We start from the raw sequence: 25,228 nt of genomic DNA on the forward strand, positions 1-25,228 counted from the left end.
GGCAGGCTGAAGGGACATCAGAGAGGGGAGGCCTTCCGTGGGGGTGCTGGTGTGTCGGGTGGAGCGCGGGCGTCAGCCCTTGACCGCTCCGCCGGTCAGGCCCTTCATGACCTTCTGGTTCAGGAACAGGTAGATCAGGAGCGTGCCGAAGACGTTGATGCAGATGGCCGCGAACAGCGGGCCGTACTGGGTGGCGCCGAAGTCACCGGTGAAGTTGAGCAGGCCGACCTGGATGGTGCGCAGGTCCTGGCTGTTGGTGAAGGTCAGCGCGATGAGCAGGTCGTTCCAGATGAAGAAGAACTGGACCAGCCCGACGGTGAGGACGGCGTTGCGAACCATGGGGACGCTGATCGACCAGAAGGCGCGCAGGATGCCGGCGCCGTCGAGTGCCGCGGCCTCGAACATCTCGCGCGGCACGGTCTTGTAGTAGGTGGCCATCATGAAGACGGTCAGCGGGAGCCCGGTGCCGGTGTAGGTGAGGATCAGGGGCCACAGGGTGCCCGAGAGGCCGGTCTGGAAGTACACGGTGAACAGGGGCAGAAGGATCATCTGGGAGGGGACCATCATGCCCGCGAGGAAGATCAGCAGGGTCAGGCTGCGGCCCTTCCACACCATGATCTGCAGGGCGAATCCGGCCGCGGTGCCCAGCAGGAGGATCAGTGCCAGGGACGGGAGCACGGCCATCAGGCTGTTCTGGATGTACAGGCCGATGTTGCCGGTGGTCCACGCCTCGGTGTAGTTGCCCCACTCCCAGGTCGTCGGCAGGCTCCAGGTGGAGTTGTTGAGGTAGTCGTCGTTCGACTTCAGCGAGGTCAGGAACATCCACAGCAGTGGGTAGATCTCGACGATCAGCAGCAGGGCGACGACGGCTCTGCCCCAGACGCCCCGCGGGAAGCGGCGCCGCCGCCCGGGCAGGTGGGCGGACCGTCCGGCCCCGGGGCCGGCGGAGGGGGTCTTCGTAGGCGTGTCGAGGGACATGGGTTCAGCCCTTCGTGAGGTCGCGCCGCGAGAGGCGGAAGACGACCAGGGTCACCAACAGGCACACGACGGTCAGCAGCAGGGCGATGGTGCTGCCGTAGCCGTAGTCGCTGTAGGTGAACGACGTCTGGAACATGTAGAGGGTCAGGGGTGTGGTGCCGCTGCCGGGGCCGCCGTTGGTCAGCGCGACGATGGAGTCGAAGACCTTGAGCGTCCCGTTGATGCTGAAGATCAGGGACGACATCAGGACGGGGAAGGACAGGGGCAGGACGACGTGGCGTACGAGCCGCAGGCCGGAGGCGCCGTCCAGGCGCGCGGACTCCAGGAGTTCGTCGGGGATGTCGACGAGTCCGGCGAAGAGCAGGACGGCGTAGAAGCCCATGGAGCGCCAGACGTCCATGACGACCAGCACCCAGAAGGCGCTGCCCGCACTCGCGAACCAGTCGACCGACTCGATGCCGAGCATGTTCAGCAGGGAGTTGACGGGGCCGGTCTGCGGGGCGACCTGGAAGAGCTTCTGGAAGAGCAGGCCGACCGCCACGGTGGGCAGGACGACGGGGAAGAAGGCCAGCGTGCGCACGAGCGCGGAGGCGCGCTTGAGGACGAAGACGTACAGCAGGGCGAGCAGATAGCCCGCGATGACCTGACCGGCTGTCACGACGAGGGCGTACTTGAAGGTGAACCAGAGGGCGTCACGGACGGCGTCGTCGGTGAACAGGCGCTGGAAGTTGTCCAGTCCGTTGCCGGTGAAGCCGTCGATGGTGTTGCCCTTGGTGAAGGAGTACCCCAGCGACCAGGCCATCGGGACCAGCATGATGAGGGAGTACACGAGCAGGGCGGGGCCTATGAGGATCAGGATGGCCCTGCGGTCACCGAGGACGCGGTGCATAGGTGGTGTCCACTTCGTCTGAGGGAGTGCGGAGGTGGGCGGGGGCGGACCGGCTCAGGAGCGGCGCAGCCGGTGCGCGGAGCGCTCCTGAGCCGTGGTGCCCTTCGCTCACTGAGCGGTCAGGGCGTCCTGCACGGTCTGCATGAACTTCTGCGGGGCCATGCTGCCGCTGACCAGGGAGGCCGCGTTGGTCTGGCTGACCGTGGTGGCCTTGGTGCTGAACAGCGCCTCGAACCACAGCACGTTCTGCTTCGACGCGCCGATCGTCTCCCTGACCTGGGCGGTGACCTCGTTGGCGTCCTCGACGTCGCCGTTGACCTTGAACCCGGAGATCGCGCCCTGGTCCTTCAGCACGGTCGCGCCGTAGTTCTTGGCGATGCAGGACGTCCAGTCGCCCGCCTTGTCGTCGAAGGACTTCCTCGCCAGGGTGATGCCCAGACCGACGTTGGAGGGGTACTGGCCGATCGCGCCCTTGCCCCCGGCCACTGCGGGGAAGGGCATGAAGCCGACGTTCTCGGCGCCGACCTTGTTCTGTTCGGCGTCTGAGATGTTGGCCAGTGCCCAGCTGCCCATGTAGAACATGGCGGCCTTGCCGTTGAGGAACTGGTTCATCGCCGTGTCGTAGTCGATGGCGCCGAGGCCCTTGCCGAAGTAGCCCTTCTTGCCGAGGTCGGCGACTTCCTCGGCGGCCTTGACGTACTCGGGATCGGTCAGCGCGGCCTTGCCCTGGGCGACCTTCTGGAGCGCGTCGGGTCCGAGGCTGCGGTAGAGGTACCCGCTGATGAGCCGTGTGAGGGGCCAGCCCTGCTGCCCGGAAGCGGAGAACGGCTGCACGCCCTTGCTCTCGAGCTTCGCGGACGCGTCGGTCAGCTCGTCCCAGGTGGCGGGCTCGGAAATGCCGTTCTCGCTGAACAGCTTCTTGTTGTAGAAGATGCCCTCGATGTTGTACTCGTACGGCAGTACCGCCAGCTTGCCGTCGTACAGCGCCTTGACGGTCGAGACGGCGGCGGGCTGGATCTGGTCCAGGACGCCGAGGCCCTTGAGCTCCTTCTCCAGGTCGGCGATCTTCCCGGATCCTTCGAGCTGGTTCGTGAGCGCGGGGGCGTTGCCCGCGGCGAACTGCACGGGGAGCGCGTCCTGTCCGGCGAGGAGCTGGAGCTTCTGGTCGAGGCTCGCCTGCGGGACCGTCTCGACCTTCAGCGGCAGCGCCTTGTTCTCGGTCTTGCAGGCACCCTTGGAGAGGGTGGTGAGCGCGGTCTTGACCGTGGTGTTCTCGGTGACGCTCAGATAGCTGAAGTCCTTCGGCGCGGATGCGGAGCCCGCGCCGCTGCCGCCGCAGGCGGTGGCGAGCAGTGCCAGCGAGGCCGTCCCCGCGGTGATCAGACTCAGGCGCGCACGGGACGAACGGGGCATGCGAGGGGACACGGAAGACTCCCGGGAAGTATGGAGAGGAGGCGAGGGTGGAAGGCGGCGCGAGGGCAACGAGTGGGCCCTGTCGCACAAGGAGAGCGTGTAAAACGTTCTCTACTGAGATTGGGCAACACCCTGCACCGCTCCCCCGGCTCCGTCAAGACACAGAGACGTAACACCTCGGCAAGACGTCGGAAGACTTGACGACACCCAGGGGCTTGGGTGTAGACCGTTATACTCACGACTACGAGATCCGGAGCACTGACGATGGACCCGGCTGCGACACCCAGACAGAACAAACGCGTGACCATCACCGATGTCGCTCGGCACGCCGGCGTGTCCACCGCCGCGGTCTCCAAGGTGATGCGCAATGCCTACGGCGTGAGTCCCGCCATGCAGGAGCGGGTGAAGGCGGCCATCGCCGAGCTCGGCTACCGCCCCCACGCGGCGGCCCGCGGCATGCGCGGCCGTACTTACACGATCGGCGTACTCCTCGACAACGTGCGCAACGCGTTCTTCGCCGACATCCTCGACGGCATCCGGGACGAACTGCGCCGGAGCGAGTACACCGTGCTGATCGGCGCGGCCGGCTTCGCCCCGGACGAACAGGCCAGGACGATCCGGTCCATGGTGGACCGCCAGATGGACGGGCTGATCCTCATCGCGCCGGGGACCTCGCGCGAGGAGGTGCTGGCCACGGCCGCGTCCACGCCGACCGTGGTCCTCGGCCACCACGACGGCTCCGACACCCACGACTCCGTGGTCGACGCCGACGACATCGGCGCCGGCCTGGTCGTCGACCACCTGGTCTCGCTCGGCCACCGCGACATCGCCCTGGTCTCGGCGCCCGGCACCAAGGCCAACCAGTGGAAGCGGACCCCCGAGATCGTTCTGACCGACGGCTACCTCGCGGCCATGGAACGGCACGGGCTCGCGGAGCACGCGCGCGTGCTGCACGCCGCGTACTCCGACGAGGGCGGCTTCAAGGCCGGCATGACCCTGCTGACCGCCGAGAACCCGCCGACCGCCGTCATGACCGGCGCGGACGTCGCGGCTCTGGGCATCTACCGCGCGGCCCACGAACTCGGGCTGCGCATCCCCGACGACCTCTCGCTCGTCGGCTACAACAACACCGCCCTCGCCGCCCTGGCCACCGTCCAGCTGACCAGCGTCGACCAGGCCGGGCACATGATGGGGGCGACCGCCGCCCGCATGCTCATCGAGCGTGTGGAAGGCCGCAGGGACCGGGCCATGCGGACGACGATGACGCCACGCCTGGTCACCCGGGGCAGCACCGCACGGCCGAAGGGCCGCTAGACCGTGGACCCGCTGCTCGCCGTGGAGCGCCGGGTGGGCATCAAGGACGTCGCGCGGGAGGCCGGGGTGTCGCTCGGCACGGTCTCCAATGTACTGAACCGTCCGGAGGTCGTGGCCGAGTCCACGCGCAGGCGCGTCCTCGACGTGATCGGCGCGATCGGTTACGTACGCACCGAAGGGGCGCGGCAGTTGCACGGCCTGGCCTCCCGGGTCGTCGCCGTCCTGGGCCACGGTCCGGCCGATCCGTTCCTCACCGCGCTGGCCACCGGGGTGGAGCAGGCGGCGCGCGAGGCCGACCTCGGCGTCATGGTGTGCACCGGCGCCCGCGACCCGGCGGAGGAGGCACGGCACCTCTCCCTGATCACCTCGCACCGGGTACGCGGGGCCGTGCTGGCCTCGGCCGAGGGGATCGGCCGTACGGTGGCCGCCTTCCGCAGGAGCGCGGTCCCGTTCGTGGTGGCCGACCAGCACGCGCCCGAGCCCGCCGCCTGCTCCGTCGGGATCGACGACGCCGCCGGGGGCCGCGCGGCGGTCCGCCATCTCCTGGAGCGGGGACACCGCTCCCTCGCGTACGTCGCCGGCCCCGGACACCTCCGCCGGATGCGGGACCACCGCACGGGCACGCGGGAGGCCGCCCGAGCGGCCGGACTCCCGTCGGCGGCCCTGTGTGAGCTGTCCTGCACGGCCCCGACGGTGGAGGCCGGCAGGGAAGCCGGGCGCCGGGTCCTCGGCCTGCCGGACCGCCCGGCCGCCGTCCTCTGCGCGGACGACCTGCTCGCGCTGGGCGTGCTGCAAGCCCTGTACGAGGCGGGGCTGCGGGTGCCGGACGACGTCGCGGTGGTCGGCTACGGCGACGACGGCCTCGCCGCGTCCGCCGTCGTGCCGCTCACCTCGGTACGGCGTCCCGCCGTCGCCATGGGCCGGCAGGCGGGCCGGCTGCTCGTCGAGGACACGGCCGGCGAGGCCGGTCACGAGCACTGCCACGTCGTGCTGCGGCCCGGACTGGTGGTGCGCCGGTCCACGCGGGCGGAACCGGCACGGTAGTACGGGAGGGCGGGCGGGCAGGCAGCAGACACGGCGACGATCCGGGGAGCGGTACGGAAGGGGAACGCCGCACGGCGGACGGGCCCGCCCTGCCGGAGGCGTCCGTGCGTCGGAGGGGCTCGGCGCGATGCGCGCACGGCGTGGCACGACTATGCGCCCGTTTCGACCGGTCTGCCTACCCCTGCCGTGATTCGCATTCCGGATACCGCCGATCCAGCACGTGGATGGCGGGGCAACCCGTCGCGCGGGCAGCGGAGTTCACCGATGCGCCGGGCGGCGGCCCGCCCAAGGAGCCCGAGGAGGGGCCGCCGCCGGGCGCCGAGGCGTGGGCGAAACCCTGCTGTCGGAGCAGGACCACGCCGTCAGAACAGGACCACGCCGTCAGAGCATGACCACCGAGCGCAGGACATCCCCCTCACGCATGCGGCCGAAGGCGTCCTCGACCTCGTCCAGGGCGATCGTCTCGCTGACGAAGGCGTCGAGGTCGAGACGGCCCTGGAGATACAGGTCAACGAGCATCGGGAAGTCGCGCGAGGGCAGGCAGTCGCCGTACCAGGAGGACTTCAGGGCGCCGCCCCGGCCGAAGATGTCCGCCAGGGGGAGTTCGAGCCGCATCTGCGGGGTGGGGACCCCGACGAGGACCACGGTGCCGGCCAGGTCGCGGGCGTAGAACGCCTGCTCGTACGTCTCCGGGCGGCCGACCGCCTCGATGACGACGTCGGCGCCGAACCCGCCGGTCAGACCGCGGATCGCCTCGACCGGATCGGTGCCGCGCGAGTTGACCGTATGGGTGGCGCCGAGGGAGCGGGCGGTCTCCAGCTTGCGGTCGTCGATGTCCACGGCGATGACGCGGGCCGCCCCCGCCAGCCGCGCGCCGACGACCGCGGCGTCTCCCACGCCGCCGCAGCCGATGACGGCCACCGTGTCGCCCCGGCCCACTCCCCCGGTGTTGATCGCGGCGCCGATGCCCGCCATCACCCCGCAGCCGAGCAGGCCGGCGGCGGCCGGGGAGGCGGCCGGGTCGACCTTGGTGCACTGGCCGGCCGCGACCAGGGTCTTCTCGGCGAAGGCGCCGATGCCGAGGGCGGGTGAGAGTTCGGTGCCGTCGGTCAGGGTCATCCTCCGCTTCGCGTTGTGGGTGTCGAAGCAGTACTGCGGGCGTCCACGCCGACAGGCACGGCAACGCCCGCACACCGCGCGCCAGTTGAGGATGACGAAGTCACCGGGCGCCACTTCCGTCACCCCTGGCCCGACCTGCTCGACCACTCCGGCCGCCTCGTGTCCGAGGAGGAAGGGGAAGTCGTCGCCGATGCCGCCGTCGCGGTAGTGCAGATCGGTGTGGCAGACGCCGCACGCCTGCACCTTCACCACCGCCTCGCCCGGACCGGGGTCGGGTACGACGACGGTCTCGACGCGTACCGGTTCACCCTTGGCGCGGGCGACGACACCGCGTACGTGCTGGGACATGGAGGAGTTCCTCTCGGCTGGGGCGGGAAGGGGCGGAAGGGCACGCGCGGGTTCGCGCGGGTCACGAGCGCGGGGCACGAGCGCGGGTCACCGTGCGCGGGGCACGAGCGCGGGTCACCGTGCGCGGGGCACGAGCGCGGGTCACCGTGCGCGGCGTACGCGTACGGGAAGCGACGCCCAGGAGCGCAGGGTGTTGTTCAGGTGGCGGCGCGGTTCCCCGGCGAGTTCGAGGTGGTCGACGCGGCGGGCGAGCGCGGTCAGGAGGGTCTCGGCCTCCAGCCGGGCGACGTGCTGGCCGACACACTGGTGGATGCCCATGCCGAAGCCGACATGGCCCGAGGGGTCGCGGGTGAGGTCGAAGCGGTCGGGGTCCTGCCAGCGGGCCGGGTCACGGTTGGCCGCACCGAGGAACATGAGGATCTTGCCGCCCTCGGGGACGGTGGTGCCCGCGATGGTGACGTCCGTGGTCGCGGTGCGGAAGAACGTCTGCACCGGCGACTGCCAGCGCACCGCCTCGTCGAAGGCCACCCGGGCCAGTTCCGGGCGCTCCCGGAGCAGTCGCCACTGCTCGGGGTGGGTGGCGAAGGCGTACAGGGTCGCGGCCAGGCCGTGGACCGTGGTGTCGACGCCGGCGGTGAGAAGGGAGCGTACGACCAGGGGTGCCTGCTCATGGGTGAGGTCGCCCCGGTCGGCGGCGGCCCAGATACGGGCGCCGAACCCCTCGTCGCCCAGCGCCTCTCGGGCACACCGGTCGTTCACCCAGGCCGACAGCTCCGCCACCCGGTCCGCGTCGGCCTTCACGAGGTCGTTGCGCGGGCCGAAGGCGTTGAAGGCCATGTTCCCGTACGGCAGGAGGTTCTCGCGGCCGTCGGGGCCGAGGCCGACGGCGTCGGGGAAGACCCGCAGCGGAAACGCCGCGGCCAGCGCCTCCAGGGCGTCGAACTCCGCTCCCCGCTCGGCCAGTACGGAGTCGACGAGGCCCTCGGCGACCGATGACCAGGTGTCGCGCAGTCGGCGCAGCGCGGGCGGGGCGAGGATCTCGCGCAGGACCCGGCGGGGCGCGTCGTGGTGCGGCGGATCGGCCTCCAGGAGCAGGCTCGGCGTCCGCCAGGGCTTCTCGTGGCGGAAGTTGGCGAGACCGACGCCCGCGGCGGACTGGAAGCGCTGCCAGTCGACCAGTGCGGTGTGCACCTCGTCGTAGCGGGCCAGGGCGTGGACGTCGTAACGGGACAGGTGGACGACGGGGCCGGCCTCGCGCAGCGCCCGGTGCAGGGGTTCGGGGTGTTCGAGGTGTGCGGCGTCGAAGGGGTCGGCGTCACTGGTGGGCGGGAGAACGGCGGCAGCCGTTGTTCCGGTCATGGCGGCTCCAGCGGATAGCGGCTCGGGGCGGGGGCGGCTGGGGGCGGGCTCGGCCGGCTCGGCTCGGACCCGGGGTGTGGCGTGGCTCAGAGGTCCAGGACCAGGCGGTCCGAGCGGCAGCGGGACACGCAGGGGAGCATGCAGTCGTTGGCGTCCCGTTCGTGGTCCGCCAGGACGGAGTCCCGGTGGTCGGGCGTGCCCTCCACCACGGGGGTGAGACACGTGCCGCAGGTGCCCTGCTCGCAGGAGGTCAGCACGTCGGCCCCCGCCTGCCGCAGCGCCTGCAGCACGGAGATGTCGGGGGTGACGGTCACCTTCCTGCCGCTGCGGCGCAGCTCCACCTCGAACGGTGTGCCCCGCACGGGCCCGGTCCTGGCCGCTGCGGTGAAGCGCTCGGTACGCAGACTGTGGCGCGGCAGGCCGGCGCACGCCGCCTCGACGGCGGCGAGCAGGGGGCCCGGCCCGCAGCAGTAGACCTTGGTCCGGGCGGCCGGGCGGCTCAGCCACGCGGTCAGGTCGAGCAGGCCGCACTCGTCCTGCGGGACGAGGTGCACGCGGTCGCCGTGGTCACGCGCCAGTTCGTCCCGGAACGCCATCGACGAGCGGCTGCGTCCGCCGTACAGCAACTGCCAGTCGGCACCGGCCATCCCGGCCTGGCGGATCATGGGCAGCAGCGGGGTGATGCCGATCCCGCCCGCGATGAACAGATAGCGGTCGGAGGGCACGAGCGGGAAGTGGTTGCGGGGCCCGCCGACACCGACCGTGTCACCCGGCGCCAGCCGGTCGTGCACATAGGCGGACCCGCCCCGGCCCGCGGGCTCACGCAGAACGGCCACGCGATAGGTGTACGGGTCCCACCGGTCGCCACAGAGCGAGTACTGCCGGGTCGTCCCGTCGGGCAGCACCAGGTCGATGTGCGAGCCGGGCGTCCAGTCCGGCAGCCGCGCCCCGGCCGGATGGCCGAGGGCCAGCGACACGACGTCGTCGGCGACGGCCTCCTTGGAGCGGACCTCCAGCATCACCGTGGATGAAGCCTGTTGCGGGGCTGAGAACACGTTGTGTACGACCACGTCGTCGCCTCCCGTTCCTGGATTGCAGGAAGGATGCGCGTGGCCCCGGTCACACCGCGACCGCATTCTCACTCAGTGAGAGACCGGCTTCGTACGGATGTCACACGTCTGTCGCACGGCCTTCATCTGCCGGCCGGACCGCCCGGGGCCTTCCCGGCGCCGAGCGCGCGGGAGATGCCCCGCGCGGCCGTCCGCACGATCGGGACGAGCGCCTGCGCACCCGCCCCGTCGGGGACGATGACCGACAGCGCGGCCACCAGGGTGCCGTCGGCCCCGCGCACGGGGGCGGCGATGCCCAGGGCCTCGGCGTGGACATACCCCGGGCAGTACGCGTATCCCCGCTGCCGGACCTCGGCCAGCTCCGCGCGCAGCCGTGCGGGCGTGGCCGGGGTCGCGGGCGTGTAGCTGCTCAGCGGGCCCGCCAGGACGCGTTCCTTGAGGCCGGCGGAGCCGTGGGCCAGGAGGACCAGACCGCTCGACGAGGCGTGCAGGGGCAGCCGTCCGGCGATCCGGGTGTAGTTGATCACCGCGTCGGGGGCCGACAGCCGTTCGAGGAACAGGACGTCGTCGCCGTCGAGGACACTGAGCTGCACATGGTGACCGACGATGTCGTGCACGCCCTCCATGAACGGCATCGCGGAGTCGCGCAGCGACAGGGTCGGCGAGGCCCGTGTGACGAGCTCCCAGAGCCGTACGCCGATCCGCACCCCGCGGTCCTCGTCCCGGCTCAGGAATCCGTGCGCGACGAGTTCGGCGACGAGCCGTGAGGCGGTCGCCACGTGCAGCCCGGTCCGGCGGGCGATCTCGGAGACGGTCAGGGCCGGCTCGTCCTGGCTGAAGGCCTCCAGGATGCGGGCCGCCCGGGAGAGAACCGACTCCTGGTGGGGTGCCTTCATACGGTCAGTTCCGGTGTCGGGGAGGGTGTCAGGGGGGCGGCCGTCAGCCGGGAGGAGCGGCCGTCAGCCGGTGTGGCGGATGCGGAAGCGGTCCGGGGCCGCCGGATCCCGGTCCACGACCTGGACCGGTACCCCTGAGCACTGCCAGACCGTGCCGTGCGGCGTACGGGAGAACCGGATGCGCCCCCGCGTGCCTTCGACGTCGACGCCCGGCCAGGACTCGGCGATGCGCGCCCGGTCCGCGCCGTGGGACCGCAGCAGACCGGCGAGCACGGTAACCGTGTCGTAGCCCTCGAAGGCGACGAAGGAGGGCTCCTCGCCCAGCCGTTCACGGAGGGCCGCTCCCACGCGGGCGCCGAGGGGGCCGAGTTGTCCGGGGAGGTAGCGCAGGAACGGGATCGCGGTGCCGTCGTCGCCCAGCGCCGCCGCCCATCCGGCGAACTCGGGCTGCCCGGCGGGGGCGCCGATCAGGACACCCGCGAGTCGCGCGTCGCTCCGGACGGACCTGACGACGGACACCGCGGACTCCGTGTCGCCGATCAGGAGGAGGAGGGCCGTCGCGCGGTCGGCGACGAGTGCGTCGCACAGCCGGGAGGGATCGAGCGTGCGCATGTCGAACTCGACGAGGGTGCCGCCGCGTGCGGCGAGGTGCTCACGCAGCACGCGGGTCCCGGACGCCCAGTAGACGTTCGGCACGGCCGCCACGGCTGTTCGGCTGTGGCCCTCGCCGATGAGGAAGTCCGCGTACACGCGCCAGCCCTGGGACTGCGGCGGAGGGAGGCGCGCGACCCAGTCCGTCGGCCGGTCGGTGAGCGCGTCGAGCACAGCCGACGAGCAGAGGAACGGCAGGCCGAGGGCGTCGGCCCTGGCAGCGGCGGCGCGGGCGACGACGCTGTGGTACTCCCCCGCCAGAGCGGCCACGCCCAGGCCGGCCAGTTCGTCCACGGCCGCCACGGCTCGCTGCGGATCGGCGGCGGTGTCCCTGACCAGCAGTTCGAGCGGCCTGCCGGCGATCCCCCCGGCTCCGCCGACCTCGTCCACGGCCAGCTCGAGTCCGGCGAGCAGGTGCCGGCCCGCCTCGGACCAGCCGGGCCGGCTCAGCGGAACGAGAGCACCGATCCGGACGGGCGGTTCGTCGGTCCGGCCCGTCATGGGGGCGGAGGGCGGCGTATTCATGCGTCGGCGTCTCCCGGGTGGCGGTCCTGGCTTCCGCCCGGATCGCGGCGTGAACGTCAGTGGCGCAGAGAGTAGCCGAGCCGGGTTTCCGGGCGGCGCCGGGGCCGGGGCCGACGAGGTGGGACAGACCGTGCGGCCACGCCTCCGGCTCCACGGCGAGCAGGACCGGCACCATCGGTGCAGGTGAGCGGGCCGGCCACCGGGGCGCACGCTGTTTTCTACAAGCGCGTAGAAGAATAGAGTTGCCCGGACCAACCGCGACACGCTCGGCGCGATGGCCGGGAACCCTGTTTCGGTCCGCACCGTTTTGTATATGCACGCCTAGATGAGGAGCCCTCACTTGTCCGCCAGATCGACGGACCCCTCGGGACACAGTCCCCGACCATCCCGCCCAGCACTTCCTGAGCACGGCACGCGGCGGGGTGGTGTCCGATGAGTGCCGCGCAGGCCTGGCTGGGGGTGCTGTCCGTCTTCGTGCTCACCGCGGGCACGGGCTACTTCGTCGCCCAGGAGTTCGCCTACGTCTCCGCCGACCGGCTCGCGCTCGCCCGCGAGGCCGAGCGCGGCGACAGGAAGGCCGCCCGCGCGCTGAGCGTGCTGAGCCGGCTGTCGTTCATGCTGTCGGGCGCCCAGCTCGGCATCACCGTGACCGGACTGGTCGTCGGCTTCATCGCCGAGCCGTCCGTCTCCGCGCTGCTCAGGCCCGCGCTGTCCGGCCTCGGCATCCCCGACGGTGCCGTGAGCGGCATCTCCGTGGTGCTCGCGTTCGTGCTGGCCACCGTGGTGCAGATGGTGCTCGGCGAGCTGGCACCGAAGAATCTCGCCATCGCCGTCCCGGAGCGACTGGCGAAGGCACTGGCCGGTTCCACGCTGGCCTACCTCAAGGTGGTCGGCCCGGTCGTGCGGATCTTCGACGGGGCGGCGAACAGGCTGCTGCGGAAGGTCGGCATCGAGCCCGTCGAGGAGCTCCACCACGGGGCCACCCTGGAGGAGCTCGGCCATCTGATCGGCGAGTCCCACGAGCAGGGGCAGCTGCCACGCGGCACGGCCGAACTCCTGGACCACGCCCTGGAGTTCTCCGAGCGGACGCTGCACGCCGTGATGGTGCCGCGCGCCGACGCCGTCTTCGTACGCAGGGACGCCACGGCCGCCGAGGCGATCGGCCTGATCGGCACGTACGGCCACTCCAACTACCCGGTCCTCGGCGACCACCCCGACGATGTCGCGGGGGTGCTGGGCGTGCGGGAGCTGATGGGCCTGCCGGCCGGCCGGCTCGCCGGGGCCACCGCGGGCACGGTGGCCCGTGGGGCGCTGCTGCTGCCGGACACCCTGCCCCTGCCGGGCGCCGTGGCGCGGATGCGGGAGCGGGACGACGAGTTCGCCGTGGTCCTGGACGAGCACGGCGGTGTCGCCGGTGTGGTCACCTACGAGGACATCGCCGAGGAGCTGGTGGGCGACATCGCCGACGAGTCGGACACGGTCAAGGAGGTCGCGGTCCCCGACGGCGGCGGCTGGATCGTGGACGCCGGGCGCCGCCTGGACGAGGTCGCCGAGATCACCGGGATCGAACTGCCCGCCGACGAGGACTACGAGACCGTGGCCGGCCTGATCATCGACCGGCTGGGACGTTTTCCGGCCATCGGTGACCACCTCACGGTGGTGCTCTCCGACGGCGCGGTCGCGGCCGTCGACGTACGCGCCCTCGACCGGCACGTGCCGGACCGCATCCGGATCGAGCGACTGGCCGAGCAGCCGGAGGAGCGGGCATGAGTTTCCCGATGGCGGTCTTCGTCACCGTGCTGCTGCTGGTCGGCAGCGGATTCTTCGTGGCGGCCGAGTTCGCGCTGGTCGCCGCCAAGCGGCACCGCATGGAGAAGGCCGTGGCCGAGGGGCAGCGAGGCGCCAAGGCGGCGCTGGCGGGCATGCGCGAGCTGTCGCTGATGCTGGCGGGCGCACAGCTCGGCATCACGGTGTGCACGCTGGGCCTCGGCTCGGTGTCCAAGCCGGCGATCTCCCATGAACTGGACCCGCTGCTGCGTGATCTGGGACTTCCCACCGCGCTCAGTTACGGCGTCGCGTTCGCCGTGGCGATGATCGTCGTGGTGTTCCTGCACATGGTGCTCGGTGAGATGGCGCCCAAGTCCTGGGCCATCGCCCATCCCGAGCGGTCCGCGATGCTGCTCTCGCCGCCCTTCCGGAGCGTCGTGAAGGTCGTGCGCCCCCTGATCTGGGCGCTCAACCGGATGAGCAACGCCCTGGTGAGACTGTGCCGGGTGGCCCCGCGCGACGAGCTGACCTCGGTGCACAACCGGGAGCAGCTGACCCACCTGGTGGCGGAATCGGAGCGGCTCGGCCTGATCAGCGAGACGGACTCCGGGCTGCTGACCCGTTCGCTGACCGAGCCGGAGACCCCGGTGCGGGAGCTCTGCGTCCCGGCCGCCGACATCTCCGCCGTGGACGGCGCCGCGGACGCGGAGGACATCCTGCGCGTCGCCGCGGAGACCGACCGGACCCGGCTGCTGGTCCACCGGCACGGAGAGGTCCTCGGGTCGGTGCACGCCCGTGACGTCCTCGTGGCGCGCGCCCAGGGCCGGGCCACCGTCGCCGCCGAACTGGCGCGGCCCATGCCCGAACTCGACCAGGACGCCACGGTCGCCGAGGCGATCGAACTGCTGCGCAGGCGCCGTGCCTCGCTCGCCGTCGTCCGGGACGGCGAGGGGCGTCTCACCGGCATGGTGAGCCTGGACGACCTGCTGGCCCGTTTCCTCCAGCCGCAGGGGGCGTAGCCGGGTCCGCGTGGGCGTCCCGGCCCGTGCCGGGGCGCCCACCGGCCATGTCAGTTCGCCGTCAGCGCGGGGACACTAAGGTCTGTCCGGTGGCTGTGCCGGGTGACGAAGGGCGATGAGACGGTGTCGGTTTCCTCTGTGGAGCATCGGCCCTTGGCCCGGAGGCGGTTGATCTGCTTCCCGCACGCGGGCGGTTCGCCGTACGCGTTCCGCGGCTGGGGAGCCGGGATCGACGACTGCGAGACGTACACGGTCTGCTACCCCGGTCGTGCGGAGCGGATCGCGGAAGCGCCGCCGGACGATCTGCGGACCATGGCCGGGGAGATCGCGGACGAGATCCGCTCCTCCCCGGACGACCGGCCGACCGCGTTCTTCGGCCACAGCATGGGCGCGATGGTCGCGTTCGAGACCGCCCTCGCCCTGGGACGGGCGGGAATCCGGCTCTCACATTTCTTCGCCTCGGGTTCTCGCGCGCCGCATGTGATGGTTCCCGCAGCGGACCCGCGGGCCAAATGGGACGACGCGTCCGTCGGAGCCGCGATTCTCGCTCTCGGCGGCACGGATGCCGCGCTTCTGGACAATCCCGCTTTCACGGAAATCGTGATGCCGTACATAAAGGCTGACTTCAGAATGCTGGCCGCCTACGCCAGCCGTGGTCCGGCCGTGCTCGACTGCCCGGTCACCGTGCTCGTCGGCGAGGACGACCCTCAGGTCGACGCGGACCAGGCGGCCCAGTGGCGGGTGGTGTCCCGGGCCGGTTGCGCCGTGCACACCGTGCCCGGGGGGCATTTCTACCTCGCGGACGCGGCGCCGTTCGGCATCATCACCCGGTCGTGGACGCCGGGCGGGGTGTCCGGTCCCTGTACATCTCCGCCAGCAGGAACGCGAGATCCAGCGACTGGGTGTGGTTGAGCCTGGGGTCGCAGGCCGTCTCGTAGCGGTGGTGCAGGTTCTCGGCGAGTACGGCGTTGCCGCCGCCGACGCACTCCGTGACGTCGTCCCCGGTGAGCTCCATGTGCACGCCGCCCGGGTGGGTGCCGAGGGCCCGGTGCACCTCCACGAAGCCCCGGACCTCGTCGAGGATCGCGGAGAAGTTCCGGGTCTTGTGGCCGCTGGGGGCGGTGATGGTGTTGCCGTGCATCGGGTCGCTGACCCAGCAGACCTGGGCCCCCTCCGCGCGTACCTTCTCCACCAGGACCGGCAGTACGTCACGCACGCGGTCCGCACCCGCGCGCACCACGAACGTCAGCCGGCCGGGCTCGCGCAGCGGGTCGAGCCGGTCCATCAGCGCCAGTACGGAGTCGGGTGTGGCGGTGGGGCCGAGCTTGACGGCGACGGGGTTGTCGATCCGTGAGAAGTACTCGACGTGGGCGCCGTCGATGTCGCGCGTCCGCTCCCCGATCCAGAGCAGATGGCCGCTGGTGGCGTAGGTGCGTCCGGTCTCCTCCTCCGTCCGGGTGAGCGCGGCTTCGTAGTCGAGGAGCAGGCCCTCGTGCCCCACGAAGAACTCCGCCGACGACAGCTGCGAGGTGTCCACGCCGCAGGCCCGCATGAAGGCGATGCTGCGGTCGATCTCGTCGGCGATCGCCTCGTAGCGGGCACCTGCCCCGGAGTTCGCGACGAAGCCCCTGTTCCACGCGTGCACCTGGCCGAGGTCGGCGAATCCTCCCTTGGTGAGGGCGCGCACCAGGTTGAGGGTGGTCGCCGACGCCTCGTACATCCGCTTGAGCCGCCAGGGGTCGGGGCGGCGTGACTCAGGGGTGAAGTCGATGCCGTTGACCGCGTCGCCCCGGTAGGAGGGGAGTTCCACGCCGTCACGCCGTTCGACGGGACTCGATCTCGGTTTCGCGTACTGTCCGGCCAGTCGTCCGATCTTCACCACGGGCAGACTGGTCGCGTGGGTCAGCACCACCGCCATCTGCAGGAGCGTCCTGATCTTCCCGTGGATCGCGTCGGCCGTCAGCCGGTCGAAGGTCTCCGCGCAGTCGCCGCCCTGGAGCATCAGCGCCTCGCCCCGGGCCACCGCTGCCATCCGGTCGCGCAGCAGGTCGCATTCGGCGGCGAAGACCAGGGGTGGCGCGGTGCCGAGGGCGTCCGTGACGCGCCCCAGTTCCCCGGCCTGGGGCCAGGTCGGCTGCTGGGCCGCTGGAAAGGAACGCCATGAGCTGGCGGGGGCGTTACTCATCTCGATTGCCTTTCATCGCCGGTATTTCACTCCAGCTGAATGCTCGGCCGTGCCCCGGGTCAAGGTTTTTCGAAGTGGTCCGCACAAAGGGCGGCCAATTGGTCTGGCACCGGTGTACGGGCTGCTGTTTCTCTGAGTTCGGAGACGGGAGAACGTGCGCGTTCCGGCCGTTGGCAGTCGATTCACAGGGGGTTCATCATGGAGACGGCACGACGGGTCGAGGTCCGGGTCACCACCGCGGGGCTCCCGCCCCACGATCCTCTGGAGCTGTACGAGCGGCTGTGCGCGGAGGCCGGCGATCAGCAGGTCTTCCTGCTGGAGAGCGCCGGCGAGGCGGGCCCTGCGGGCAGGGAGGCCGTCGTGGGTGTCAACCCGGTCGCGGAGATACGGGTGTTCGCGCGGCACGTCGAGATCGACGGTGCTCCCGGGCTCGTGGAGGAGCTCTCGCGGGCGGCCGAGCGGGCCGGGCTGGCCCCTGAGGGGCCGTCGTCGGGGACCGTGCGGCTGGCGCTGCGGGACCGTGACGAGATCTGGCGGCTGCTGCCCGCGGCGCAGGACCTGTTCGCCGTGGACACGGACGTCCCGGGGACCGAGTACGCCTTCGGGTTCCTGACCTCGCTGGCCTACGAGGCCGTCTGGCACGTGGAGGAGCTGCCGGTGCGCGAGGACCCGGCACGCGGTCCGGACATGACCCTCACCCTGTTCCGCGACACCGTTCGGTACGCCCACGGCAGCCGCTCGGCGCGGTTGCTGACGGCGTCGGGCCCGCTCCTCGGCGACCGGCGGGTCGGCCCGGAGCGGGTGGCGGAGCTGGCGTCGAAGGCCGCGGACGCCGTTCCCGCCCCGGTGCCCGCCGCTCCCGAGCCGCACTCGGTGCGGGACAGTGTGAGCCGTGGGACGTTCCTGGGCTGGGCGGAGCGCTGCCTCGAACACATCAGGGTCGGTGACATCTCCTCGCCCCGCTGCCGGGCAGCGTCGGGGAGATGGCGGCCCGGTACGCCGAGATCATCCGGGAGATCCAGCCGTCGGGCCCGTACCACCTGCTGGGCTGGTCGTTCGGCGGCTGCCTCGCGCACGAGGTGGCGGTGTGCCTCCGGGAGGGCGGGGGTGAGGTGGCGCTGCTCGCGGACCTCGACTCGTATCCGCGCGGTGCCGAGGAGGAGGTGGGCGACGACCAGACCCTGCTCGGCTGGGTCATCGAACTGGTCGGCCAGGACGCCTCGCGGTTCGCCGGACGCGAGCTGACTCCGGACGACGTGGTCGCGGCGCTCCGCGAGGGCGGGAGCCCGATGGCCGCCCTCGGTGAGGAGAAGGTGCTGGCCATGCTGGAGACGATGCGCAACAACGGACGGCTGATGAGCCGGTTCACACCGCGCGGCTTCACGGGCCGCATGCAGCTCTTCGTGGCGTCCGCGAACCTCTCCGAGTCCGAGGTCGCCGAGCGGGCCGCGCTCTGGGAGCCGCACGTGGAGGGCCCGGTGGTCGTCCACCAAGTGCCCTGCGGTCACGACTACATGATGCACCCGGAGCCGCTCGCACTCGTCGGCTCGGCCCTCGCGGCGGAGTTCCAGCGGCTCCGGATGGCCTCCGCCCTGCGCGAGGGCGGGACCTCGTGACCCTCACCACCACCGCGCGGGAGCCGGCGGCGCCGCCCGCGGCCTCCGGGCCCCTGGGACGGCTGCGGCACGGCGGGTCGGAGGTGCTCGCGGTCGCGGGACGCAGACTGCGGCATCTGCGCAGGGCGCCCGGACGGTTCCTGGGCATCACCCTCAACCCGCTGCTGACCATGCTGGTCCTCGGCTTCCTGCTGGAGAAGTCCCTCGTCGTCCCGGGCGGGGGGAGCTACCAGGAGTACCTGTTCGCCGGCGCGGCCGTGCAGGGCGGCCTCGCCGGCGTGGGGCCCACGGCGATCGCGGTGGCCAACGACCTCAAGGGCGGCATCATCGACCGGTTCCGCTCCATGCCGGTGGCCCGTTCCAGCATCCTCCTGGGGCACACGCTCGCCGATTTCCTGGTGGGGCTGGCCGGCCTCGTGGTGGTCACCGGCTTCGGGCTGCTGCTCGGCTGGAGGCCGCACGGCGGCGCCGGGCAGATCCTGCTCGGCTTCGGAGTGCTCGCTGTCTTCTCGTACGTGATGCTCTGGGTGGGTGTGCTGTTCGGCCTCGCCTCACGCTCCCTGGAGACCATCAGCTCCATCACCCCGCTGGTGGTGACGGTGCTGCCGTTCCTGTCCAGCGCCTTCCTGGCCACGGAGAACCTGCCCTCGGGCCTGCGCACGGTCGCCGAGTGGAACCCGGTGAGCGCGGTGGCCCAGTCCTGCCGGGAGCTGTGGGGCAATCCCGTGGCCCGGGGCAGCGGGTTCCCCGCCGAGCACCCCCTTCCGGTCGCCGCGCTGACCCTCGGCACGCTGCTGCTGGTCTCGGTGGTGGCGGCCCTGCGCCGCTACCGCTCGGCGGGCAGCTGATCCACGCGGCCCGGGGCCGCATCCACCCGACAGCACCGGCCGGCGCGTGCCCGGCGCACCGCCGTATCCGCCACGGCAGAGGAGACACCCCGCATGGACGCGGAGCTAGCGATCGAGGCGACCGGGCTGCGCAGGCGGCACGGTGACACACAGGCCCTGGACGGACTGGACCTGTCCGTGCGGCGGGGCACCGTACTGGGACTGCTCGGACCGAACGGCGCGGGCAAGACCACCACCGTGCGTGTGCTGTCCACGCTTCTGGTGCCCGACGGGGGTGTCGCCCGGGTGGCGGGCCACGACGTGGTGAAGGAGCCCGCCGAGGTCCGCCGCAGGATCGGCCTGGCCGGCCAGTACGCCGCAGTGGACGGGCTGCTGACGGGACGCCAGAACCTTGAGCTGATCGGCAGACTCCTGCATCTGGACCGGCGCACCGCACGCCGTCGCGCGGGCGAACTGCTGGAGGAGTACGGGCTGGCCGACGCGGGCGACAAACCCGCGGGCGGGTATTCCGGCGGGATGCGCCGCCGCCTCGACCTGGCGAGCTGCCTCGTCGTGCGGCCCTCGGTGCTCTTCCTGGACGAGCCGACCACGGGGCTCGACCCCGCGAGCCGCATCCTGCTGTGGGGCGCGGTGCGCGACCTGGTCGCCGAGGGGATGACGGTACTGCTGACGACCCAGTATCTGGAGGAGGCCGACCAGCTCGCCGATCTGATCGTCGTCATCGACCACGGCCGGGTGATCGCGGAGGGCACCGCGGAGGAGCTGAAGAGCAAGGCGGGTCACACCCGGCTGCACCTCACGGTCCTCGACCGCGCCCGGCTGCCCGCGGCACTCTCGGCCCTCGCCCCGGTCATGGCGGGCGCGCCCCGCACCGACGAGGAGCGCGGTGCGGCGACCGTCCAGATCGTCGAGGGAATGGAGGGGGTCGCGGCAGCGGCGGCGGCCCTGAGGGACGCGGGGATCGAGGTCGGGGAGTTCGGCCTGCGTCGTCCGACCCTCGACGACGTGTTCCTCGACCTGACGGGGCACGACAGGACCTGACCCGCGCCGGACCGGCGGCTGCTCGCCGCGCCCGGCTCGGGAAGCCGGCAGGACAGGGACCCGGAAGGCTTGCCTTCCGGGTCCCTGATCCATGCGTAGCGGCTGTCCCCCGCAGACGCCATGACCTCATCGGCACCCAGGGACACCTCTAGTGGATCTTCCACGCATCCGCACCGTGCGCGAGAGCGGCCACCGCGTCCACAGCCCGTTCGCCCTCGGCAAGCCCGCCGACCCGGGGCAGGCACCGCACCTGCCGCCCGGGACACGCGTGCTGGATCTAGCCGGCGGGACGGGGAGATGCTGTGCGCCTGGGCCCGTGACCCACCGCATCACCGTGACCGGGGGGCCGTCGGCACGGTCTTCACCGGGCAGGGGCGGTACCAGCGTGAGCACCTCGGCCGGAGGTCTTCGCACTGCTGGGCCACTGACCGTACGAACAGCGCGGGGCCGTCCCGTTCCTGACCGGAACGGGACGGCCCCGCGGCGCTGCCGCGCGCCGGTCAGGTCACCGCCACCGCCTCGGCCGGCCTTCCCCGCAGCACCACCGACGTCGGCAGGAGGCTCGCCGCGAGGGTCAGGAGCCCTGCCAGTCCGATGACCACGAAGTAGATCCAGGCCGGGCCCTGGGGCATTCCCGAACCGCCGAGAGCGATCCCGAAGGGTGCCAGCGTCGCCACGGCGACGGCGGTTCCGAGCACGATGCCCACCAGGGCGACGAGGACGGACTCGACGGCCATCATGCGCATGATCTGCCCGTTCGTGGCGCCGACCAGACGCTGGAGCGCGAACTCCCTGCGGCGTTCGGAAGCCGAGATCACCAAGGTGTTGACCAGGGAGATCACCGCGTAGCCGACGATGGTCCCGGCGAGCATGTAGTTGATCCAGGCACTCGTGGCACCGTCGTCGGCCGCGTCGGCGGAGGCCCGGCCCACGATCTGCACCCCGGCGAGGCCCTCGGTCGCCTTCCTCACCTGGGAGACGACCTGCTCGGTGGAGCTGCCGTCGTCCCCGGAGACGAGGATCTGCGGCACGAGTCCGGTCGTGGAGTGCGCGAGCATCAGCTCGGCCGGCAGGAAGGCCGTGCCGAAGCCCTTGCGCGCCTCGTACGACGCCACGACCTCCGCCTTCACCTGTGCGCCGTCCCCGAGCAGCAGCGTGACCGTGTCTCCGACTCCCTTGCCCTTCTCACCGGTCAGGGAGGTCGGCAGCGCGACGGTGTCGCCCCGCAGCGCGTCGAACGACCCCTCGACGGCGGGCGCCGCGAGTGTACGGTCCGCTCCCCCGGCGCTGATTCCCTGCACCTGGAGCTCGGTGTTGTCCGGGTCCTCGCCCTCCGCGCGGTCCTCGGCGCTGAGCGGTTCGAGGATGTACGTGGTGCCGGGGAGGTAGGCGGAGGCCCCGTCGACACCCGGTGACTTGGCGATCGTGTCCACCAGGTCCGGTGCGAAGCCGCCGGTCGTCGAGGTGATCACGGCGTCCGCGGAGACGAGTTCGCGTGCCGCCTCCTCCGTGGCCTGGGCCTGCGAGGTCTGGAGGTAGATCAGGGCGGTGGCGAGTCCGGTGGCCAGCATCACCGGGGTGACGGCCCCGGCGACCCTGATGCGCCGTACCTTCGCGTTGTTCAGGGCGAGACTGCCCGCGAACCCGGTGAACGCGCGCAGCGGCCACTGCAGGACCGCCGTGAACACGCGGGTGAGCCCCGGGCTGATGAGGGCGAACCCGCCGGCCCAGAGCAGCGCGGCCGGGCCCGCCGTGCTCGCGGCCACCGTCCCCTCCATGACCAGGGCGGTCACCATGGCGAGCACACCCCCGCCGACGAAGCACAGCAGCGCGAAGACCAGCCTGCTCCCGCTCAGCCAGCGGCGCTGCAGGCCCGCTTCGGCCAGCGCGTCGGCGGGCCGGGCCTTCGCGGCGCGCCGGGAGGCGATGAACGCCGCGGCGACCGCCGAGACCAGCGAGGTCCCGGCCGCGACGATCATGGGGACCCAGCCGGCCCGGAAGGCGATCTCCGGGGCGACGACGCCGCCCCCGGCCAGCCGGTCCAGCATCCAGCCGCCCGCGTAGCGGCCCGGGAACAGGGCGAGCGCCACCGCGACGACGGCGATCACCAGCGTCTCGCCGACGATCATCCGGCGCAGCTGCCCGGGCAGGGTGCCCACGGCGCGCAGCAGGGCCATCTCGCGCAGGCGCTGCTGCACCAGCAGCGCCAGGGTCGAGCCGACGACGAAGACGGCGACCATGACGGCGATGCCGCCGAAGACGGCGGACAGCGAGATCAGCCGGGTCGAGGCCGCGAGTGCCTGGGGGAACTCCGCCTTGCCGCGCGCGTCCCCGGTCAGCGTGACGGCGGGACTGCCGTCGAGGGCCTTGCCGATCCGTTCCGCGAGTACGGCGGGGGAGGTGCCCTTCGCGGGTACGACGGCGATGGAGTCGACCTGGTCCGGCCTGCCCATCAGACGCCGGGCCTCGTCGTCGGCGAAGTACACCGCGCCCGCGGCGCCTTGCACCGGCCGGACGGTCCCGCTCACCGTGAACTCGCGGGAGCCGCCCGCCACGGCGAACCGCAGCCTGTCACCCTGCTCGGCACCCAGCCGCCGCGCGGTGTCCTCGTCGAGGGCCACCTGCCCGGCGCCGGTGGGCTCGCGCCCGGACGCGGGGTCCGACGCGAGGAGGGCCGCGCTGGACCAGCCGTGCCCGTGCAGGGTGCCGCCGTCGGCGGAGTCCGTACCGTCACGCAGCGCGCTGACGGGGAACGTGACGTCGGGCAGGGCGCGTTCCACACCCTCCACGGCGCGCACGGTCCCGACGTCGGCGACGTCGAGACGGACCCGCTCGGGAAGCACGTCGTGGTCGAACGACTGGTCGCCGGTGACCACGAGGGGGGCGGCGGCGAGCCGCTGGGGCGGCACCGCGCTGCGGATACCGGTCTCCATGAGCGCGCCGCACGCCATCAGGATCAGCGCGCCGAAGAACAGGGCGACGAAGGACGCCAGGAAGCGCCCCTTCTGGAATTTCAGGGACTGCAGGGCCAGGCCGAACATCACACGGCCCCTTCCGCGAAGTCCGAGAAGCGGTCTCCCCAGGCGCCGAGGTGCGTCATGCGCTCGGCGATGGTGTCCGCGGACGCCCCGTACAGCTCGTCGACGACGCCGCCGTCGGCCAGGAAGACCGTGCGGTCGGCGTGCGAGGCGGCCACGGGGTCGTGGGTGACCACCACGGCGGTCTGTCCCTCGTGGTGCACGGCGTCCCTCAGCAGCCGCAGCACCTGGAGCGCCGTACGGGTGTCGAGGGCGCCCGTGGGCTCGTCGCCGAAGAGCACGGCGGGCCGGGCGATCAGCGCGCGGGCGATGGCGACGCGCTGCTGCTGGCCGCCGGAGAGTTCACCGGGGCGGTGCGACGCGCGGGCCGCGAGTCCCACCCGCTCCAGGGCCTGGAGCACGGCGCCTCGCTCCGGTTTGCGGCCGGCCAGCCGGAGCGGCAGGGCCACGTTGTCGGCGACCGTCAGGGCGGGCAGGAGGTTGAACGCCTGGAAAATGAAGCCGATACGGTCCCGGCGGAGCAGGGTCAGCTCCTTCTCCCCCAGTTTCGTGAGCTCCTGGCCGTCGATCTGTACGGAGCCCGCGGTGGGCCGGTCGAGTCCGGCGGCGCACTGCAGCAGGGTGGTCTTCCCCGAACCGGAAGGTCCCATCACGGCGGTGAAGGTGCCGCGCCGGAATCCGATGGTGACGTCGTCGAGTGCGCGCACGAGCGTGCGTTCGGTCCCGTAGGTGCGACTGACCCCGGTGAGCCGCACGACCTCGTCGGTGCGGGCCGCGGACGGTGGCGTACTCATAATTCCCCTTGTGTGGTGGCGGTCCGGTCCGGTCCGGAGCGAGTGAGTGGGCCGGGGCTCGCCAGGACGCGGCGTGCCTCGGCCAGCGGGTCGGCCGGGCGGCCGAGCACCGTGCGGGCCACTGTGCGGTGCAGACTCGCCGCCCCGGTGACGGCGTAACAGGTCAGCGGTACGAGCGCGCAGGCCACGACCATGGCCACCAGCGCGCTCGGCAGGTCGTCCACGCCCAGGGCGCCGAGTGCGCCTCCCCCGGGCACCGCCCAGTACCAGGCGGGGACCAGAACCACCGCGAGGTTGGTCAGCCACACCGCCAGAGCCACGGCGTCGAGCAGCAGCAGCGGCACGAACAGGGCGGTGAGATAGGCGAGGTCACGGAGCACCGCGGGATCGGTCCACCGTGTCCGGACGCCGTTGAGAATGCCGGGCTCGGCCACCGTGCGGTGGTCGGCCGTCACCGGCTCGGCGACCATGCCCGTGCGCGCGCGCTCGATGTGCGCGCACCCGCGTACCACGGCTGCCGCGCCGATGAGCAGGGGAACCCCGAAGACCAGAAGGCTCAGGACGAAGCTCACGACGACGACCACGGTGGTGAAGGCGAACAGCAGGGGCCCGGTCAGGAGGTAACTGGCCAGGTACGCGGTGGACATCCAGGGACGCGAGGAGCGCAGCAGCTCCATGGGGGCGGGCAGCGCGGGGAAGGGGATCTGCCGTGTGCCGGTGCTCATGTGTCCACGCTCCGCAGCAGGCTCTCGACCTCGGCGATACGTCCGTTCAGTCCGGCGAGCTCCGTCCGCAGCGCTTCCTGCTCGGCGACCGCCTCCTCCGCGAGCTTGCGGAAACCGGCCATGGCGACGGCGTCGGCCCGGTGCCGCTGGAGGGCGAAGTAGGCCATGGTGGCCCCTGATACGCCTCCGACGACGATGAACGTGATCAGGATGGCGACGATGCCGCCCGTCATGTGGGGGGTCCCTTCTCTTCTGCGGCATCGGCCGCCGTCACAGCCCGGACCTCGTCCTCACGGAAGGCCTCGAGCACGGAATCGACCGTCACATGGACGTCGAAGGGCTGGAGTTCGAAGAACTTCAGCGCCTTGCCGTCCTGGGACAGCTCCAGCAGGCCCGTGATCAGGCCCGCCGCCTCCAGCCTCTGCAGATGCATGTAGAGCAGGGGCCTGGAGAGGCCGAGACGTCGGGCCAGCTCGCTCACATGCACGCGCCCGCCCGCCAACTCGCGGATGATCCGGAGCCGTTGGGTATGCCCCAACGCAGCGAAGAGCGCGAGGAGTTCTTCCGTCGTCAGAGCACCCACCCCCTC

General features: G+C 71.8%; 22 protein-coding genes and 1 pseudogene. 9 read left to right on the top strand and 14 right to left on the bottom strand.

All coding sequences use genetic code 11. The features are described from left to right. Positions 1 to 72: 72 nt before the first annotated feature. The 3 genes from ACWCQM_RS31055 to ACWCQM_RS31065 form a co-directional block, all read right to left on the bottom strand. Positions 73 to 978, bottom strand: a complete 906-nt coding sequence (locus ACWCQM_RS31055) for a carbohydrate ABC transporter permease (RefSeq protein ID WP_450918403.1) — start codon at positions 976 to 978, stop codon at positions 73 to 75. Positions 979 to 982: 4 nt separating this feature from the next. Further along, positions 983 to 1,867 carry a carbohydrate ABC transporter permease gene (locus ACWCQM_RS31060; protein ID WP_450918404.1) on the bottom strand — a complete coding sequence of 295 codons (885 nt, stop codon included), beginning with the start codon at positions 1,865 to 1,867 and terminating at the stop codon, positions 983 to 985. A 108-nt stretch (positions 1,868 to 1,975) separates the two neighbouring features. Next, positions 1,976 to 3,292 carry an ABC transporter substrate-binding protein gene (locus ACWCQM_RS31065; RefSeq protein WP_450918405.1) on the bottom strand — a complete coding sequence of 439 codons (1,317 nt, stop codon included), beginning with the start codon at positions 3,290 to 3,292 and terminating at the stop codon, positions 1,976 to 1,978. 288 nt (positions 3,293 to 3,580) lie between these two features. Between ACWCQM_RS31065 and ACWCQM_RS31070 the strand changes: the two genes are divergently transcribed. After that, positions 3,581 to 4,594, top strand: a complete 1,014-nt coding sequence (locus ACWCQM_RS31070; protein WP_450918406.1) for a LacI family DNA-binding transcriptional regulator — start codon at positions 3,581 to 3,583, stop codon at positions 4,592 to 4,594. Positions 4,595 to 4,597: 3 nt separating this feature from the next. Next, positions 4,598 to 5,638: a LacI family DNA-binding transcriptional regulator gene (locus tag ACWCQM_RS31075; RefSeq protein WP_450918407.1), complete on the top strand. Its 1,041-nt coding sequence runs from the start codon at positions 4,598 to 4,600 to the stop codon at positions 5,636 to 5,638. A gap of 381 nt (positions 5,639 to 6,019) precedes the next feature. Here the strand turns inward: ACWCQM_RS31075 and ACWCQM_RS31080 are convergent, their stop codons facing one another. The 5 genes from ACWCQM_RS31080 to ACWCQM_RS31100 form a co-directional block, all read right to left on the bottom strand. Continuing rightward, positions 6,020 to 7,105 (bottom strand): S-(hydroxymethyl)mycothiol dehydrogenase, encoded by a 1,086-nt coding sequence (locus ACWCQM_RS31080; RefSeq protein ID WP_450918408.1) that lies wholly within the window; start codon positions 7,103 to 7,105, stop codon positions 6,020 to 6,022. A gap of 141 nt (positions 7,106 to 7,246) precedes the next feature. Beyond that, the gene (locus ACWCQM_RS31085; protein WP_450918409.1) at positions 7,247 to 8,464 is read right to left on the bottom strand and encodes a cytochrome P450; all 1,218 of its coding nucleotides are present in this window, start codon (positions 8,462 to 8,464) and stop codon (positions 7,247 to 7,249) included. Between the two features lie 86 nt (positions 8,465 to 8,550). Further along, the gene (locus tag ACWCQM_RS31090) at positions 8,551 to 9,483 is read right to left on the bottom strand and encodes a PDR/VanB family oxidoreductase (protein ID WP_450918461.1); all 933 of its coding nucleotides are present in this window, start codon (positions 9,481 to 9,483) and stop codon (positions 8,551 to 8,553) included. Between the two features lie 173 nt (positions 9,484 to 9,656). Then, complete coding sequence (locus tag ACWCQM_RS31095) at positions 9,657 to 10,430, bottom strand: IclR family transcriptional regulator (RefSeq protein ID WP_450918410.1); 774 nt, start codon at positions 10,428 to 10,430, stop codon at positions 9,657 to 9,659. A 63-nt stretch (positions 10,431 to 10,493) separates the two neighbouring features. Continuing rightward, positions 10,494 to 11,606 carry an ABC transporter substrate-binding protein gene (locus ACWCQM_RS31100; protein ID WP_450918411.1) on the bottom strand — a complete coding sequence of 371 codons (1,113 nt, stop codon included), beginning with the start codon at positions 11,604 to 11,606 and terminating at the stop codon, positions 10,494 to 10,496. 432 nt (positions 11,607 to 12,038) lie between these two features. Between ACWCQM_RS31100 and ACWCQM_RS31105 the strand changes: the two genes are divergently transcribed. From ACWCQM_RS31105 to ACWCQM_RS31115, 3 genes are all read left to right on the top strand, one after another. Then, a complete protein-coding gene (locus ACWCQM_RS31105; RefSeq protein WP_450918412.1) occupies positions 12,039 to 13,376 on the top strand; it encodes a hemolysin family protein in 1,338 nt (445 codons plus the stop codon). Next, positions 13,373 to 14,392, top strand: coding sequence for a hemolysin family protein (locus ACWCQM_RS31110; protein ID WP_450918413.1), 1,020 nt, complete (start codon positions 13,373 to 13,375; stop codon positions 14,390 to 14,392). The genes ACWCQM_RS31105 and ACWCQM_RS31110 overlap by 4 nt, the downstream gene beginning before the upstream one ends. A gap of 153 nt (positions 14,393 to 14,545) precedes the next feature. Further along, positions 14,546 to 15,304, top strand: a complete 759-nt coding sequence (locus ACWCQM_RS31115; protein ID WP_450918414.1) for a thioesterase II family protein — start codon at positions 14,546 to 14,548, stop codon at positions 15,302 to 15,304. On the opposite strand, the gene ACWCQM_RS31120 is transcribed toward ACWCQM_RS31115, so the two are convergent. Further along, positions 15,216 to 16,577 (bottom strand): class II 3-deoxy-7-phosphoheptulonate synthase, encoded by a 1,362-nt coding sequence (locus tag ACWCQM_RS31120; protein ID WP_450918415.1) that lies wholly within the window; start codon positions 16,575 to 16,577, stop codon positions 15,216 to 15,218. The genes ACWCQM_RS31115 and ACWCQM_RS31120 overlap by 89 nt on opposite strands. 198 nt (positions 16,578 to 16,775) lie before the next feature. On the opposite strand from ACWCQM_RS31120, the pseudogene ACWCQM_RS31125 reads away from it, so the two are divergent. The 4 genes and pseudogenes from ACWCQM_RS31125 to ACWCQM_RS31140 form a co-directional block, all read left to right on the top strand. After that, a pseudogene (locus ACWCQM_RS31125) lies at positions 16,776 to 17,303 on the top strand (anthranilate synthase component I family protein); the annotation flags it as partial. A gap of 257 nt (positions 17,304 to 17,560) precedes the next feature. Next, positions 17,561 to 18,193 (top strand): thioesterase domain-containing protein, encoded by a 633-nt coding sequence (locus ACWCQM_RS31130; RefSeq protein WP_450918416.1) that lies wholly within the window; start codon positions 17,561 to 17,563, stop codon positions 18,191 to 18,193. Beyond that, on the top strand, positions 18,190 to 19,041 hold the full coding sequence (locus tag ACWCQM_RS31135; protein WP_450918417.1) for an ABC transporter permease: 852 nt from the start codon (positions 18,190 to 18,192) through the stop codon (positions 19,039 to 19,041). Before ACWCQM_RS31130 ends, ACWCQM_RS31135 begins: the two co-directional genes overlap by 4 nt. Positions 19,042 to 19,134: 93 nt before the next feature. Then, a complete protein-coding gene (locus ACWCQM_RS31140; RefSeq protein ID WP_450918418.1) occupies positions 19,135 to 20,082 on the top strand; it encodes an ATP-binding cassette domain-containing protein in 948 nt (315 codons plus the stop codon). Positions 20,083 to 20,582: 500 nt separating this feature from the next. Here the strand turns inward: ACWCQM_RS31140 and ACWCQM_RS31145 are convergent, their stop codons facing one another. From ACWCQM_RS31145 to ACWCQM_RS31165, 5 genes are read right to left on the bottom strand one after another with little or no spacing between them, the layout of a single operon-like run. Further along, entirely contained in the window at positions 20,583 to 23,123 is a 2,541-nt protein-coding gene (locus ACWCQM_RS31145) for an FtsX-like permease family protein (RefSeq protein ID WP_450918419.1), read from the bottom strand. Further along, on the bottom strand, positions 23,123 to 23,914 hold the full coding sequence (locus tag ACWCQM_RS31150) for an ABC transporter ATP-binding protein (protein WP_450918420.1): 792 nt from the start codon (positions 23,912 to 23,914) through the stop codon (positions 23,123 to 23,125). The genes ACWCQM_RS31145 and ACWCQM_RS31150 overlap by 1 nt, the downstream gene beginning before the upstream one ends. Then, the gene (locus tag ACWCQM_RS31155) at positions 23,911 to 24,639 is read right to left on the bottom strand and encodes a sensor domain-containing protein (protein WP_450918421.1); all 729 of its coding nucleotides are present in this window, start codon (positions 24,637 to 24,639) and stop codon (positions 23,911 to 23,913) included. The genes ACWCQM_RS31150 and ACWCQM_RS31155 overlap by 4 nt, the downstream gene beginning before the upstream one ends. Further along, positions 24,636 to 24,872, bottom strand: coding sequence for a hypothetical protein (locus tag ACWCQM_RS31160; RefSeq protein WP_073751848.1), 237 nt, complete (start codon positions 24,870 to 24,872; stop codon positions 24,636 to 24,638). Before ACWCQM_RS31160 ends, ACWCQM_RS31155 begins: the two co-directional genes overlap by 4 nt. Further along, positions 24,869 to 25,213, bottom strand: a complete 345-nt coding sequence (locus tag ACWCQM_RS31165) for an ArsR/SmtB family transcription factor (protein ID WP_450918462.1) — start codon at positions 25,211 to 25,213, stop codon at positions 24,869 to 24,871. The genes ACWCQM_RS31160 and ACWCQM_RS31165 overlap by 4 nt, the downstream gene beginning before the upstream one ends. Positions 25,214 to 25,228: the final 15 nt, after the last annotated feature.

This window comes from Streptomyces sp. NPDC002125 (genome assembly GCF_053593715.1).

Coding starts and splice junctions, on each gene's coding strand:
- ACWCQM_RS31100 (WP_450918411.1), bottom strand. CDS start 11,606: ATGAATACGCCGCCCTCCGCCCCCATGACGGGCCGGACCGACGAACCG.
- ACWCQM_RS31090 (WP_450918461.1), bottom strand. CDS start 9,483: ATGCTGGAGGTCCGCTCCAAGGAGGCCGTCGCCGACGACGTCGTGTCG.
- ACWCQM_RS31150 (WP_450918420.1), bottom strand. CDS start 23,914: ATGAGTACGCCACCGTCCGCGGCCCGCACCGACGAGGTCGTGCGGCTC.
- ACWCQM_RS31055 (WP_450918403.1), bottom strand. CDS start 978: ATGTCCCTCGACACGCCTACGAAGACCCCCTCCGCCGGCCCCGGGGCC.
- ACWCQM_RS31160 (WP_073751848.1), bottom strand. CDS start 24,872: ATGACGGGCGGCATCGTCGCCATCCTGATCACGTTCATCGTCGTCGGA.
- ACWCQM_RS31140 (WP_450918418.1), top strand. CDS start 19,135: ATGGACGCGGAGCTAGCGATCGAGGCGACCGGGCTGCGCAGGCGGCAC.
- ACWCQM_RS31080 (WP_450918408.1), bottom strand. CDS start 7,105: ATGTCCCAGCACGTACGCGGTGTCGTCGCCCGCGCCAAGGGTGAACCG.
- ACWCQM_RS31110 (WP_450918413.1), top strand. CDS start 13,373: ATGAGTTTCCCGATGGCGGTCTTCGTCACCGTGCTGCTGCTGGTCGGC.
- ACWCQM_RS31095 (WP_450918410.1), bottom strand. CDS start 10,430: ATGAAGGCACCCCACCAGGAGTCGGTTCTCTCCCGGGCGGCCCGCATC.
- ACWCQM_RS31120 (WP_450918415.1), bottom strand. CDS start 16,577: ATGAGTAACGCCCCCGCCAGCTCATGGCGTTCCTTTCCAGCGGCCCAG.
- ACWCQM_RS31060 (WP_450918404.1), bottom strand. CDS start 1,867: ATGCACCGCGTCCTCGGTGACCGCAGGGCCATCCTGATCCTCATAGGC.
- ACWCQM_RS31105 (WP_450918412.1), top strand. CDS start 12,039: ATGAGTGCCGCGCAGGCCTGGCTGGGGGTGCTGTCCGTCTTCGTGCTC.
- ACWCQM_RS31085 (WP_450918409.1), bottom strand. CDS start 8,464: ATGACCGGAACAACGGCTGCCGCCGTTCTCCCGCCCACCAGTGACGCC.
- ACWCQM_RS31145 (WP_450918419.1), bottom strand. CDS start 23,123: ATGTTCGGCCTGGCCCTGCAGTCCCTGAAATTCCAGAAGGGGCGCTTC.
- ACWCQM_RS31130 (WP_450918416.1), top strand. CDS start 17,561: ATGGCGGCCCGGTACGCCGAGATCATCCGGGAGATCCAGCCGTCGGGC.
- ACWCQM_RS31155 (WP_450918421.1), bottom strand. CDS start 24,639: ATGAGCACCGGCACACGGCAGATCCCCTTCCCCGCGCTGCCCGCCCCC.